This window comes from Sphingobacteriia bacterium, assembly GCA_017304685.1.
In the GTDB taxonomy this organism is placed as follows: Bacteria; Pseudomonadota; Alphaproteobacteria; order Rickettsiales; family 33-17; genus JAFKLR01.
Genome location: JAFKLR010000003.1, coordinates 446624 through 460069 on the forward strand (window position 1 = coordinate 446624; position 13446 = coordinate 460069).

Consider the following 13446-nt stretch of genomic DNA (forward strand, 5'->3'; position numbering starts at 1 on the left):
AGAGGTCTGTTTATTATAAAGTATTTGGGTGTTTTTTAATTTATGGAAATAAAAAAGTTTATATTCCAACCATTAATCGATGTAAATGATTTACAAAATGAAATTAAAGAAGCGATAGTATTTGATGAGAATATTGATCGTAAACTTGCATCCCTTGGTGAAAATACATTACCTCCCTTAAATGTTAAAAAAGCGGATGTAGCGCTTGAAGAACCTAAAAAAGAAGTTGCAATGCCAACTTTATTTGATGAAGAAACATTAAATGCAAAAGTTAAAGCCGCATTTGATGAGGGATATAATAAAGGGCTTAATGAAGGCATTACTAAAACAAAAAATGAACAAGATAAAACGCAACAAGAAGCTATTGATCAACAAAAAATAATTTTAAGCGGCATTTTGGACAAAATTGAAAGGTTGTCAATTGATGGACATGAAATTATAAATTCACTATTAATTGAAGACATGGTTGGGTTAACAAAGTTAATTGCAAGTAAAATAGGTAATGAAATACTTGAAAGCACATATGAAGAAAAAATAAAATCTGTTGTAAGTTATGTTTTATCAAATTTAGTTGAAAAAGATAGGTTAGAGATTTTTGTAAATGAAAAAAATATTGAACTTATAAAATCATTAATTAAAAAAGAAAATGGTAAATTACAGGTTGAAATTCTTGCTAATAATGAAATTAACATTTATGATTGTGAAATAAAGTGGAGCCAAGGTTTTCTTAAGTTTAATCTAAAAGATAGACTGGATGAAATAGAGAAAGTTATTAATCAACATTTATCAAGTGGCAGTAAAAGTGAATAAAGGTAAAATTCTAATTGTAGAAGATAATCAATTAAATCTAAAATTATTCCAAGATATATTAGTTATAAATAATTTTGAAGTAATAGCGATTGCTGATGGTTTTAAAGCTATGGAGCAAATCGATTTACATATGCCTGATTTAATATTAATGGATATCCAATTACACGGTATTTCTGGCCTTGATATTATAAAACAAATTAAACAGCGTGATGATTTAAAACATATCCCAGTAATTGCAATTACTGCATTTGCTATGAGTTATGATGAACAAAATATCTTGTCATATGGTTGCGATTCTTATATTGCTAAACCAGTTATGATTGCGGATTTTTTAAATAAGATTAATGAATATTTTAAAGTTAAAGAAGGTAAGTAGTGTCAGGTACTGTACTCGTTGTTGATGATTTATTGCCTAATATTAAATTATTAGAAGCTAAACTTAACGCTGATTACTATATGGTACTTACTGCTAAAAGTGGACGCGAAGCTTTAAGCGTTCTTGAAACTAATCAAGTTGATATAATTCTTCTTGATGTAATGATGCCTGAAATGGATGGCTTTGAAACTTGTAGAGCTATAAAAACTAATCCGAAATTTGCTAATATTCCTGTAATTATGGTAACGGCTTTAAGTGAAGTTGAAGATAGGGTGATGGGTTTGAAATCAGGAGCGGATGACTTTCTAACTAAGCCTATTAATGATGTTATATTAATGGCAAGAATTAAATCTTTGCTACGCCTTAAAGCAATTATTGATGAAATAAAAGTAAGAAGCGAGTCATTATCGCAATTTGGTATTGATAGCCAAATTATGCATTTAGATTTAAACGTATTAACAAATGCTAAAATCATTTTGATTGATGACGACTTAGCGCAAGGTAACCTTATTCAAAAATATCTAACTGAAAACGGTGCTATTGTTGATTTACAAAAAGATCCTGGGGTTGTTATCGAGCAAATAAAGTCATTTTTACCTGATGTTATAATCATAAATAGCCAACTTTTAAATACCGATAGTTTAAGATTATGTTCTCAAATGCGTAGTCAGAAAGAATTTAGAAATATACCTATATTATTATTAGTTGATGAAGATGAAATAAATATTTTAGTTAAAGGGCTAGATATTGGTGTTAATGATTACATTATGACTCCACTCGATCAAACCGAACTTCTTACTCGTATAAATACTCAAGTTAAAAAGAAAAGATATCAAGATGATCTTGTAAATCAATTAAAAAACAATGCCAATTTAGTTGTAAAAGATGCGCTTACCGGAGTATTTAATAGAAGATATTTAGATATTTATGGTAAAAAAATCATTGAACAATGTACATCAACTCAAACAACTCTAGTTATTGGTGTAATTGATATTGACCATTTTAAAAAAGTCAATGATACCTATGGCCATTTAGCAGGTGATGAAGTTATAAAGAAAATAGCTTCTTTACTTGTTGAAAATCTTAGAGTAACAGACCTTGTAGTTAGATTTGGTGGAGAAGAATTTGTAATTATTCTAGCAAACATTAGTATGGAAGATGCAAATTCTGTTGCAGAAAGAGTGAGAAATTCAGTAGAAACCACCACTGTTATTTCTCCTAGTGATGGAAAAATTATAAATGTTACCGCAAGCTTTGGTTTAACAAAAGTGCAACAAGGTGATTATTTAGAATTAGCTCTTGACCGCGCTGATCAAGCTTTATATAAAGCTAAGGAAAGCGGTAGAAATAGAGTGATTGTTCTTTAAGGCGCCTTTTATATTAATCACGTAGAAAATTTATAATTATTTTAAAAATAAACTGTTAGCGGTTTGTTTATTCATACTTTTATATAATTTGAATGGGATAATCAATGAAGCTTTCTTATAACTATTCGACAGGGTATTATATTCTATGTATAAGCGATGGAAATGATTGTAAATTTATTGAATTGCTCTCAGGTAAGAAAAATCTAAAATTAAAAGTTGAAATAATTGATTATGAATGTTCATCTTCAAATAAGAATAAAATATTTAATGATATAATTTATAATTTGATTAAATATAACGATGAAATAAAAGAATTAGATTTTAGTTGTTTAATAAACATATCTGATTCTCCATACAAAAATGAAAGATTAGAAATAATTAAACTTCTTTTAAGTAAATTAAAACAATTAGATACAGTTATTTTAACTAAGGTTATTACTAACGAATTTGACGTAATAGATATACTTTCTAGTGTTTATTTAAATAAAGCGAAAATTGGTAAAATTGTGTTTAACTATAATTGCCAAACCGAAAGAGTAAGTAAATATATACTTATATTAAATGAAAAAGGGTTTAAAATTAAGGCTTTTTTTTCACCAATTGATAATTACGCTGATTTTTATGTAAGTTTTAACTCTTCGTTACGCTCTAAACATGAAACCTTGGAAATGGATGCAAATAGTTCAGTTCTAAAAAATGAATGCCTTTCTAAAATTGCGTTATAAGATAATTAAGTAAGTGTTATCCATCAGAATATATTAACAATAATATAAATTTATACAACCTATTTACAAACATAAGAGTTATGTTATCATTAAAAGTTAAATAATGATTTATAATGTTTATAATTTTAACTCTAGGTTTGGTATAGTTAGTGAGAATTGAGTTCAGCAATTACAAAATTAACCCCGTAAGCTTTTATTTTGTTAGACATGGAGAAACTGATTGGAATGTTATTAAACGAATTACTGGACAAACGGATGTACCGCTTAATTCACAAGGATTAAAGCAAGCCCACAAGGTAGGAGAGATCTTACAAACATTAGAAATTAAAAGCATTTTTACAAGCACCTTACAAAGAGCAAAGCAAACAGCTGAGATTATTCAAACATATATAAATAGCCCCCTAGAGGAAAATCCAGGCTTAATGGACAGTAAGCTTGGAATAATTGAAGGAAATACAGATAGATCAAAATTATATGAATGGGAAAATGGTAAACAGCTTACAGATGCTGAATCATTAGATGATTTTAACCTCAGAATAACTAATACAATTAATGAAATTCTTTTGTCACCTGGTCCTATATTAGTAGTTTCTCACAGTGGTGTTTGGCGTCATTTAAATCAAATACTTAATGGATCAATTCCTCGCATACCTAATGCAACGCCAATATTATGTCGTCCATATTATTTAAAGCCAGATTATTATATTTGGGAAACTATTCTTTTATAAACATATTTTAAACTGAATTGTATCTTAATTGACAGTAAGTTTACTATTATATATGTTATTAATTATATTTTAATAACATATTTGGATAGTAAAATGTCAATAGATATAAAAACTAAGCTTATAAAAGAAATTAGTGAAATTCTTCCAATCTACAAAAAACATTATGACATCACTACAGAAATTTTAGCTATACAGAATAAATATAATACCGGCGATTTAAAAGATTTTAAATTTAAAGTTACCAATAATATCGTTGATCATGAAGATAAAGTTAAATTAAAAGAACTTTTAAAAGTATTTTATGAGTTTCAACCAAAATATTTCTCTAAAGCGTTAGAAATTGAGCTTCTTAGTCTAAAAAATGAAAGCGACATAGAAAACACCGAAAAAGCTTTCTTAAATGATTTTGATACAATTTCTGAAAAATTATTTAATGGTTTTAAATTCTCAGAAATTTATAAACTATTTCCATCTAATCCTTTATTAGAAAATTATAGTAATAAAACATTATTTGTAAATTTTAATGAAAAAGAACCATTTGGCAGTAAAAATATTACTAAATTAATTAGTAGTAAAATTAATAATCACGATAAGGATGAGACATTACAATTAATATATAATGTTGAAAATAATAAAGGGAAATCCAGTTTTGTGAATTTAAAAATTGATTTTGATAAAAAGTCTATTGAAGTAATTGATCTAAATAAACCCAATCATAGCGATGTGCTTAAAAAATTTGAAAGTAACTTAGGATCTTCACTTGCAACTGGTTCTGAAGAATTAAAATCATATAACGTAAAATTAACATATGATAATTATGTAATTGATAATCATAAAGAATTTATAACTGATTTATTATATTATAATGTAGTAAAAGCTAGCTGGAGCCTTGATGGGAGGAAGTTATTAGATGAAAGCCCTTACAGCTTCTTTAATAACCCTAAATTTACCATTTTTGATCCGTTTAAAGATTTAAAAACTAAAGCTTACGCTAATATGAAAACTTATGAAATGCTTGATGAGGCTAAATTAAAACTTGAATCATCAACTAATGAAGAAATTTTAAAAGATATGAAAAGTCATTTAGCAGAGACTATTTTTGATGTTTCTAATGAAACGATAGAACCTGCTAATTTTGATAAATATTTTGAAGTACCGGTTGAAGCAAGCTCAGGATGGTGGTTTTGGTAAAAAAATTAGAAGTAACTGTTTAAGTCAAAGTAGTTACTTCTAATGATTTATAATTTTGAATTAAGTAAAGTAACCTTATTATTTGTGTTAGCTGTTTCTAAATTTATTCGAAACTCTGCATTAATATCTTTTAATTTTAGGCTATTATATTTAGTTTTACATACTAATTGTATTTCTTGATCTAGGCCTTCAGTAAACCTAAATCTATTTTTATTTTCCATTAAATTAATAATTCCATTTAATGTACAATCCATACCATATTCGTATATTCTAGCTTTAATCTCTTTAACTATATTAAAAAAATTATGAATATTATCTTTAATAATTTTTTTTGAAAGGGCGGGGTTAGAATGTTCATCAAATTGAATTTCATATTGGAAATTTGATTGACCTTCTAAAGCTGCAACTAAAAATGGTTCAATGTCATAGGAAGATCCAAGATATAATATTCCCTTATTAGCACGGATTTCATTTCTAACAGCTAAAATATTAGATTTATCAAGTAATATTCTAATTCTTTGAAATAATGGAATTTTACGATCAGTTAGTTTAGATAACATATTTTCAACCTACAGTTAAGTTAATATAAATAAAATATGAGGTCTAACTATTAAAGTCAAAAATTGTTTTATTATAAGGGAGAAAATGGCGGAAGTGACGGGGCTCGAACCCGCGACCTTCGGCGTGACAGGCCGACGCTCTAACCAACTGAGCTACACCTCCCTATATTCCGAACGTTCGTTCTCGACTTAAAATAATGTTTTTCAGAAAAAAATCAAGGACAAATTTTACTTTTTATAAAATTTTATTTTAAATCGATATAATATCGCTAAAACTCTTACTTAAAAATATAAAAAATACCAATATTAAGTAATAAACTTATTAAACACTTAATTTATCAACTTGTAAAATTAGTTAATTTATAGTATATTTCTTGTTAAAAAATAATATTCTTTTAAATTTTGTGAGGTAAAATTATGTCCAAAGGAAAGCAAGTTACTAAAGAACAAAGAGATTTTGTTACAGAAGATGAGTATACCATAGTTAATGAATTCTTTAATAACCTGGATAATGGCAAAATTACTTCAAAAGAAGAATACACTAATAAACTTAACCCAGTTATTGAAATAATTAAAAAACCTGGCTTTAATCCTTATTATTTACTTAGAATTTATAATGAAAGAGAAAATAAGACTTATTTCCAAAGCATAATATTTAAGGTATTACATCCATCTTTTCCTTGGATTGTTAATTATAATAATTTGACACCCACACTCCAAACTGAGGATAAAGTAAAAATTATAGAAATATTATTAGCAAAAGAAAGCTTTAAAGCTGATGAGAAATTTATAAATACCTTTGAAGAAGGTAATTTTTCAAAGAATGATCCTAATGACTTTGATTTTACTGATCCAGCTATGTTGAGTGAAGGAGAAAAAATAGCTAATTTTATTATACGTAGACAATTTAACAATGCAGTTGGCCATTAAGTAAATATGTCACATTTGTTTCCAACGTGGAAAAGTTTAGAAAAAATATTAAACGATGGAGATATAAAAATAAGAAAAGAATTAATTGAGCAATTTAAAACTCATTTAATTGTCGAGAGTAAAATATTAAAAGAAAATGGCGAAATAATTATTAGTCAGTCTCAAGAAAAAATTAATAATTCTCAGCGTATTGATAGAACATATTCCGATATATTTTTTACAATACTTGAACAAGATAATAGATTTTACCAATTATTTTTAAAAGACCCTGAAATTAATTTAGAAAAAATAGAAGAGGCGGTTAAATCAAATAGCAATTATATGATTAACCAACTTAATGAGATAAAAATTCTTATTAAAGAAAGCGGGCAAAAATTTGAGAGTAGGGATATATTAGAGCTACTTATTAGAAAAGGTTACTCACTTTTTGCGCTAGAATATTTAATTGATACTAGCTACCAAAAACAAGAATTTATACGCAAAATAATTGATGTTATGCACCAAAACATTGAAGCATTGGATTTCGACAATCCTACGCATCAAAATTTCCTAATTCTTTACATTATAAGTGGTTATTTTGATTTAAATAATTATAAAAATAACGAATTCCAAGATAAATCAAAACTTTTAAACGATTATTGTAATGAATTTATATTTAAGTTATTCGTAGAATTAAGAAAGGAAAAGCTTAAAAATAATATTGCTAGTAGTAAGGAATACAAAGCTTCAGAAAGTGAAAAAGCCATTTTAAAAAGAATATACGGGTTGTATGACATTTTAAATGCAATGTGTGACCATGTTCTTTTTATACATGACAATAAAAAAGCAACGATTTCTGGAATGGGTGATAGAATTAAATTTTACTCACATTCTAAAGGTAAAGAATATCCTAGTAAACAATCACAAGATGAACAAAATACGAGTAAACAAATTTCTGAATTAATGAATTTAGAATATAATCGCACAAGGCAATTTTTTAAAAGTGAGAGGGTGAAATCATTAAGGAGGCTACCTTTAACATCATTTAAAGAAACCCTAGATGAAATTAATAAAGAAGGTTACTATATTAATTTTAATTGCTTGAACAGTGATTTACATAACGATTTATTAAAAGCATTGTTTTTTGATAATAGTTCTAATGAAATTACAGATGTTAAACAAAAAGAGATTTTTGAAGAAAAAGTAAAAGCTTTACTTGAAGCAGGAATTAACATTTATTCTGCCAATGAAAGAAACTATCTTGCATGGTCTTCTGTGTTTTATCCATTACATAGTAGTCCTATTATAAATATTTTTAATCCGATTACAGAAAAATTTTTAAAAGTAGCTAATCCCACAGCGGTAGGAAAAAGTTTAGGTTTGAATTTAATTAAAGCAATAAAAAATGATAATGAAGATTTTATCAAAGAAAATCTTCATTTAATTATAACAGCTCTAAATAACGCTGAAAAAAGTAGAGCTTTGAAAATAGTTTTCGTGGTAATGGATGAAATTATCATTTGTAAAGAAAATATAGACGCGCAAGCTACCTTATGTAATTTTGCAGAATTTTGCAAAAAGATAGAAGTATTTAATGATGAAGATAAAAAAGAATTAGAAGCTTATAAAGAGAAGATTATAAGGGAAGTTGAAGATAATATAAAAAGAGCTGAACAGCAAAGAAAAGAGGAAGAAGAGCAAAGGCGCAGAGAAGAAGCTAGACGTTTGGCAGAAGAACAGGCAAGAGAAGCTCAAAATGCTAATGTAGGCCATAATAATCAAGCAGGAAATGGAACGCAAAGACCAGTAGAGAAAAAAATAACTACTAAACTATTTGAACTCATTAGAGATAATAAAGATACCGTAATCAGTTTATCGGTAATACTAACATTTATTTTTATTTTTTATACTAAACCTGGTGAAAAAGTATTTCACAAAATTTTTGATCTTGGTTATAAATCTGCCAACAAATTATCAGAAATAGCTGGAAATGCTTCTATCAGAAATTGGAGAAAAGATGTAACTGAAACTGTAAAAAACGTTACGAAAACACTTTAATAATGTGAGAAGGGTTTTTTAATAACCCTTCTCTTAACTTAAATTTACTGCAACATTGGGGTAGCTAATTGAGCAGTTACAGCTTTTTCATTTAAAATCCTCAAATTGTTACTTATGTCATTATTAACATTTGATGTAAAAATATTCTTATTGTCTTTAGCAACATTAAAAAACTTTTGCAGAATATTTGGTTTAAAATAGCTAATAATAGCGAAAAAAATCGCTATACCACCGATAACTTGTAAGGCTAATTGTAATTTAGGTAAAAGTTTTAAATAAAGATTTGTAAGTTTGTTTTTTTTAGTTTCCTTTAATAAATTATCGTTATCTGAAGATTCTGATCTAGTAGTTTCGTTTTCATAACTAAGTTTTTTAGCTACTCCTTCTTTCTTAGGGATTTGAAAAGAACTTTTTAGGAAGTTCAAAGGATCGTTTCTATAATTTAAACCACCCATTTGAGGAGAGTCAGAAATAACACGTTCAGAACTTAGTGATCTAGTAAGTTTAGAAGGAGAGCTGTAAGTGGGTTTGTCTTTAGTTTGAAACTTTTTTAAAGGAGATTCAACATGTTTTGGTATGTTATTATCAGGATTTTTATCGAAATAGAATGTTGGTAAGTCATTATCAAATTCTTCCAGTAACTTTTTTATTTCATCGAAACTTTTATTAATATAAATTTGACTTAAAGATAGTTTATGTAATTTTAATTCGTGCTCAATTTCTTCTAATTTAATATTTTTATATAGTACCAAAATTGCTAAAATTAGGTTGGTACTTCCAATTTTATTTGCTCTAATAGCTATTTCAAGCGGTGTGTAATCTATTCCTTCAATATTATAAGTAGCGTTTAATAAACTTCTATTATTAATTAAAATTTCACACGCTGTTTTCCATAAACCTCTTTCTAATGATTTTCTAAATAACTCATGTAAATTCGAGTTGTTTTTAAAAACGGGTTTATTAGCTTTTAAATGATTTACTGCATCTTTCTCTATTTGATCTATAGAAAGATTATGATTATGAATTATAGAAATTAATGTATCTAATTTTTTTGATGTTTCCTCAAAAGGTTCTTTTAGTAATTCATGATTTATTTTTTTTGACATATTTAGCCTCACCACTTGAAGTTGTAAAACATTAGGTAGTAACCTATTATCATGGTTGCAATAAAAGTGTCAATATTTAATTGCTACTAAAAATTGTAATTAATCATAATTTAACACTCTTAAAAGTAGAATATAAAAAGTATGGATAATTTTTTTTAGAAAAAAAAGAAAGTATAGTAGTAGTTGAAATTATTATTTTAATTATTTAGGAAAAAATAATGATTATAAAAAAGGATATAAAACTGTTTAGGTGATGATGAAAATTATTAAGTATATAAGGAATTTATCTAATAAAGGAAGATGAGGGGAAATGGTGGGCGATGACAGACTCGAACTGCCGACCCTCACGGTGTAAACGTGACGCTCTACCAACTGAGCTAATCGCCCCCTGCAATCTTACTGCATTGCCATATATATAAAAGTTTTATATAAATGGCAAGCACTAATTACAGATTTACCTTATTTTTTTTTCTTTTTGTTTAATGCTTCTTTAAATCTTTTTGTTGGACGCATTTTAGCAACGAAAGCTGCTGGAATCTTAATTGGCGCGCCATTCTTTGGGTTTCTACCCATTTTTTCTTCTCTTTTTGTAACAGTAATGGTACAGAAATCAATTAATCTAACGTCATCGCCAGAATTTAAAGCTCTGATTACTTCTTCAACAAATGTGTCAAGAACTGCATTAACACCAGTTTTTGTTAAACCAGTCTTGTCAGCAATTTTAGAAACTAAATCGTTTTTATTCACGGTGATTCTCCATAAAACAGTTAAAAATAACTTTACTAAAACAGGAGCCCTGTTACTCGAAAGGCTCGAATAACAGTCATTCTAGAACAAAAAATATTCCTGTAAAATAAAAAATTAAGAGAAAATGCTGAAAAATAAAAAAAAATGCAAAAATTATGCAGACTGTTGCAAAATTATTGCAATTCGTACGTTCCGTTAGGCTTAATTCTAAATTGTTTGAGTGTATCATGACTAATTTTAGCAACTTCTTTACGATTACTAGGTATCGATGAATCGTTATTAACTTTTACGTATAATTTTCCTTTTTTAAAATCGCGTTCATTTGGATTTAAACGTTTATTAATATTATTAGTACTGCTGCTAACTCTTATATAAGGTTTAGTGCCTTGTGTACGTTCTTCTTGTGTTGATGTAAATGTGTTTGAAAGTTGAGTTGCTTCTTTTCTCCATAAATTTAAAACTGAATTTGAATATGGTAGACCCTTTGAACGTTCTTCTGAGTGATAAGCAGCAACTGCATGTTTCCAACTATTATGGCGAGAAAAATTAGAGCTCAAAAACTTTGCTCCATATTCAACATTACTTCTAGGGTCAAAAGCATGCTCAAGCGATTTAAATGCATTCTTATGATAATGTAAGTTTATTTGCATGCAACCAACGTCTACAGATTTATCACCTCTAGCAAAAATTTTTTTTACAGCGTTTATAGCATCATGCTTAGTTTTAAAATAATAACCCTTACCTTTATAGTTTATAGCCCATGGCCATGGATAAATTTTCTTACTACCGCCATGATAAATACCAGATTCTTTTAATGAAACCGCTTTAAGTAAATGTGAAGGAATGGAGTGCATCTTTTCATAATAAGAAAAATATCTTAAGCAACGACCAGAATCGCGAGCAATTATATCTTCTGAAGCATAAGCAAGATTTGGTATTATAATAGATGTATAACATGTAAGAGCGAAGGCTAATACTTTGTAGCGACCTTTTAACATGTTACCCCATTAGTTAATAAATTAACTTTTTTGTCCTGAATTATTATTTATAACAGATTTTTATATATCTTGCAAATGCTTGTGGCAAAAGCCCTAGATATCCTAGATATTAAAAAATTTTTGGTAATATTTAAGCTACTGATTTTCCTAATAAATTTACCCTATAAGTTAAAAAATTGTTGACAAATAGTTAATAATAAATTAAATTACGCTAAATTTTAATATTATATTGAGAATAATTTAATGCGTAGTAAAACAAAGGTTATTAAAAATAAAAATTTTGTAGAACAAGAAATTTTAGGTGAGTCTCCTGATAAAAGTCCTAGGAAAACTCCTAAAGGATTAAATCTTTTAGCTGTCGTAAATAAAGAGCTTAGAGAGAAAAAAGAGCAGCATAGAGAAGCAATTGAATCTGCTATTAGTTCAAGCATTGGTAATAGAATGAAAAATTGGCAGGCTAAAAATCCTAGTTCTAATGCACAATTATCAAGGCATGTCGGTAAAGGGAGTTTTAATGAATTTTCATCAAATCTTACAAAGCTAAAAAGAATTACAGCTTATGAAGTGTATATTGGTGTGAGAAAAAGTGATGATGCTTACTACACTACATTTAGAGATATTAAAATAAATTATGAATTTGGATGTCTTGAATTTCCTGCAACTTCACACGAGCCTGCAAAAGTTACTTTTTATAGCGTGAATTCCAAAAAAGCTTCTATAGATCATTCTAAATAAAATGGTGCCGCTAGAGGGATTTGAACCCCCGGCCAACGCTTTACGAAAGCGCTGCTCTACCCCTGAGCTATAGCGGCATTATAACAAAATTTAAGTCACTTTATAAATTATTTGATTTTAAAAATCAATTTCCTTAGTTAATATTTACTTTATTTATTTATCAATTTATATAAATAATAGCTTACAAATTATTTGTTTGAGCAAATTCATTTAGTTGTATGGTATTTATATATGTTGGATCAAAATTTTAACAATAAAAAAAGAAAATTAGAAGAAAGGGAAGAAGATAATTCTCAACAACCTGTTACCAAAAAAATAAGACTTAGTGATTTAAATATGAATGATACTTTTTTTCAAGAGTATTCTAATGATGAAATGATGGAAGAAGGTGACAGAAGTACTCAACCGTTTGATGAATTTAATGAGTCATTTAGTAATACTAATTATACAGATCTTACTGAAGAAATAATAGATGACTCAGTCAATCAATTATTACTCGCAGGTGTGCCATTAGAAGAAATTGAAGCAAATAGACAGGCTTATTATTTAAAAAACGATGCAACAACGAATGTTAAACTTACAAACCATGGCTTGACTAATGAAGTTGAACAAATGAGCTTAGATGAAGAGCCAATGAATAATATAAGATTATCCGATCGATACGTTAATATCTCATCAGAATATAATAAACGAATAGATAAAATCAGAAGTAATAATGTGTCTTATACATATTCAGGCGAGATGACTGGGGAAGAAGTATTTATAAAAGAAGATTGCGGTTTAGAATTTAATTCAGAAGAATTTTTAGGGCAGCAAAATTTATCACTATATAGGGAAATCCAGGACGCAGTAAGAGGGAATAATACTCCAAAAGCTAATAACCACGGAAATTTAAATAATAATTTTCGGAATAATTTGAAAAATGTAAATGATCATCCATATAGAATGAATATAGAAAAAGAAGATAAAAATGAGATTAAGGATTTGAGGCATAGCCGTGATTCTTAAATAGAATACGGCCTTGGTGAGATAATATACTATAGAAATATAATAATTGATTAAGCTAATATAATAAGTTTTATTTCTCTACTTTATATAATAAGATTTATTGTACTTTAATTAAACGAGTTAGAGTA

At 27.5% G+C, this 13446-nt stretch carries 14 protein-coding genes and 3 tRNA genes; 10 read left to right on the forward strand and 7 right to left on the reverse strand.

Going from position 1 to position 13446, the window contains the following annotated elements; all coding sequences use genetic code 11:
- Nucleotides 1-42: 42 nt before the first annotated feature.
- From J0H68_02090 to J0H68_02115, 6 genes are all read left to right on the forward strand, one after another.
- Nucleotides 43-810 carry a hypothetical protein gene (locus J0H68_02090; protein MBN8827480.1) on the forward strand — a complete coding sequence of 256 codons (768 nt, stop codon included), beginning with the start codon at nucleotides 43-45 and terminating at the stop codon, nucleotides 808-810.
- Nucleotides 803-1186, forward strand: a complete 384-nt coding sequence (locus J0H68_02095) for a response regulator (GenBank protein ID MBN8827481.1) — start codon at nucleotides 803-805, stop codon at nucleotides 1184-1186. The genes J0H68_02090 and J0H68_02095 overlap by 8 nt, the downstream gene beginning before the upstream one ends.
- Nucleotides 1186-2553 carry a PleD family two-component system response regulator gene (locus J0H68_02100; protein MBN8827482.1) on the forward strand — a complete coding sequence of 456 codons (1368 nt, stop codon included), beginning with the start codon at nucleotides 1186-1188 and terminating at the stop codon, nucleotides 2551-2553. Before J0H68_02095 ends, J0H68_02100 begins: the two co-directional genes overlap by 1 nt.
- 104 nt (nucleotides 2554-2657) lie before the next feature.
- On the forward strand, nucleotides 2658-3278 hold the full coding sequence (locus J0H68_02105; GenBank protein ID MBN8827483.1) for a hypothetical protein: 621 nt from the start codon (nucleotides 2658-2660) through the stop codon (nucleotides 3276-3278).
- Between the two features lie 149 nt (nucleotides 3279-3427).
- Nucleotides 3428-4006 (forward strand): histidine phosphatase family protein, encoded by a 579-nt coding sequence (locus J0H68_02110; GenBank protein ID MBN8827484.1) that lies wholly within the window; start codon nucleotides 3428-3430, stop codon nucleotides 4004-4006.
- A 93-nt stretch (nucleotides 4007-4099) separates the two neighbouring features.
- Complete coding sequence (locus J0H68_02115) at nucleotides 4100-5197, forward strand: hypothetical protein (GenBank protein MBN8827485.1); 1098 nt, start codon at nucleotides 4100-4102, stop codon at nucleotides 5195-5197.
- 47 nt (nucleotides 5198-5244) lie between these two features.
- On the opposite strand, the gene J0H68_02120 is transcribed toward J0H68_02115, so the two are convergent.
- Complete coding sequence (locus J0H68_02120) at nucleotides 5245-5757, reverse strand: hypothetical protein (GenBank protein MBN8827486.1); 513 nt, start codon at nucleotides 5755-5757, stop codon at nucleotides 5245-5247.
- A gap of 86 nt (nucleotides 5758-5843) precedes the next feature.
- Nucleotides 5844-5920 (reverse strand) — tRNA-Asp (locus J0H68_02125).
- A 254-nt stretch (nucleotides 5921-6174) separates the two neighbouring features.
- On the opposite strand from J0H68_02125, the gene J0H68_02130 reads away from it, so the two are divergent.
- Nucleotides 6175-6687, forward strand: coding sequence for a hypothetical protein (locus J0H68_02130; GenBank protein MBN8827487.1), 513 nt, complete (start codon nucleotides 6175-6177; stop codon nucleotides 6685-6687).
- A gap of 6 nt (nucleotides 6688-6693) precedes the next feature.
- Nucleotides 6694-8724: a hypothetical protein gene (locus J0H68_02135; protein MBN8827488.1), complete on the forward strand. Its 2031-nt coding sequence runs from the start codon at nucleotides 6694-6696 to the stop codon at nucleotides 8722-8724.
- A gap of 44 nt (nucleotides 8725-8768) precedes the next feature.
- Here the strand turns inward: J0H68_02135 and J0H68_02140 are convergent, their stop codons facing one another.
- The 4 genes from J0H68_02140 to J0H68_02155 all read right to left on the reverse strand — a co-directional run bounded on the left by J0H68_02140 (nucleotide 8769) and on the right by J0H68_02155 (nucleotide 11575).
- The gene (locus J0H68_02140) at nucleotides 8769-9830 is read right to left on the reverse strand and encodes a hypothetical protein (GenBank protein ID MBN8827489.1); all 1062 of its coding nucleotides are present in this window, start codon (nucleotides 9828-9830) and stop codon (nucleotides 8769-8771) included.
- Between the two features lie 311 nt (nucleotides 9831-10141).
- Nucleotides 10142-10217: transfer RNA gene (locus J0H68_02145), tRNA-Val, on the reverse strand.
- A gap of 72 nt (nucleotides 10218-10289) precedes the next feature.
- A complete protein-coding gene (locus tag J0H68_02150) occupies nucleotides 10290-10583 on the reverse strand; it encodes an HU family DNA-binding protein (protein ID MBN8827490.1) in 294 nt (97 codons plus the stop codon).
- 167 nt (nucleotides 10584-10750) lie between these two features.
- Nucleotides 10751-11575: a transglycosylase SLT domain-containing protein gene (locus J0H68_02155; protein ID MBN8827491.1), complete on the reverse strand. Its 825-nt coding sequence runs from the start codon at nucleotides 11573-11575 to the stop codon at nucleotides 10751-10753.
- A 243-nt stretch (nucleotides 11576-11818) separates the two neighbouring features.
- Between J0H68_02155 and J0H68_02160 the strand changes: the two genes are divergently transcribed.
- A complete protein-coding gene (locus J0H68_02160; protein MBN8827492.1) occupies nucleotides 11819-12310 on the forward strand; it encodes a hypothetical protein in 492 nt (163 codons plus the stop codon).
- A 2-nt stretch (nucleotides 12311-12312) separates the two neighbouring features.
- Here the strand turns inward: J0H68_02160 and J0H68_02165 are convergent.
- Nucleotides 12313-12387: transfer RNA gene (locus J0H68_02165), tRNA-Thr, on the reverse strand.
- 154 nt (nucleotides 12388-12541) lie between these two features.
- Between J0H68_02165 and J0H68_02170 the strand changes: the two genes are divergently transcribed.
- Nucleotides 12542-13318 (forward strand): hypothetical protein, encoded by a 777-nt coding sequence (locus J0H68_02170; GenBank protein ID MBN8827493.1) that lies wholly within the window; start codon nucleotides 12542-12544, stop codon nucleotides 13316-13318.
- Nucleotides 13319-13446 lie beyond the last annotated feature (128 nt).

Coding starts and splice junctions, on each gene's coding strand:
- J0H68_02105 (MBN8827483.1), top strand. CDS start 2,658: ATGAAGCTTTCTTATAACTATTCGACAGGGTATTATATTCTATGTATA.
- J0H68_02155 (MBN8827491.1), bottom strand. CDS start 11,575: ATGTTAAAAGGTCGCTACAAAGTATTAGCCTTCGCTCTTACATGTTAT.
- J0H68_02135 (MBN8827488.1), top strand. CDS start 6,694: ATGTCACATTTGTTTCCAACGTGGAAAAGTTTAGAAAAAATATTAAAC.
- J0H68_02120 (MBN8827486.1), bottom strand. CDS start 5,757: ATGTTATCTAAACTAACTGATCGTAAAATTCCATTATTTCAAAGAATT.
- J0H68_02170 (MBN8827493.1), top strand. CDS start 12,542: ATGTTGGATCAAAATTTTAACAATAAAAAAAGAAAATTAGAAGAAAGG.
- J0H68_02140 (MBN8827489.1), bottom strand. CDS start 9,830: ATGTCAAAAAAAATAAATCATGAATTACTAAAAGAACCTTTTGAGGAA.
- J0H68_02160 (MBN8827492.1), top strand. CDS start 11,819: ATGCGTAGTAAAACAAAGGTTATTAAAAATAAAAATTTTGTAGAACAA.
- J0H68_02130 (MBN8827487.1), top strand. CDS start 6,175: ATGTCCAAAGGAAAGCAAGTTACTAAAGAACAAAGAGATTTTGTTACA.
- J0H68_02115 (MBN8827485.1), top strand. CDS start 4,100: ATGTCAATAGATATAAAAACTAAGCTTATAAAAGAAATTAGTGAAATT.
- J0H68_02090 (MBN8827480.1), top strand. CDS start 43: ATGGAAATAAAAAAGTTTATATTCCAACCATTAATCGATGTAAATGAT.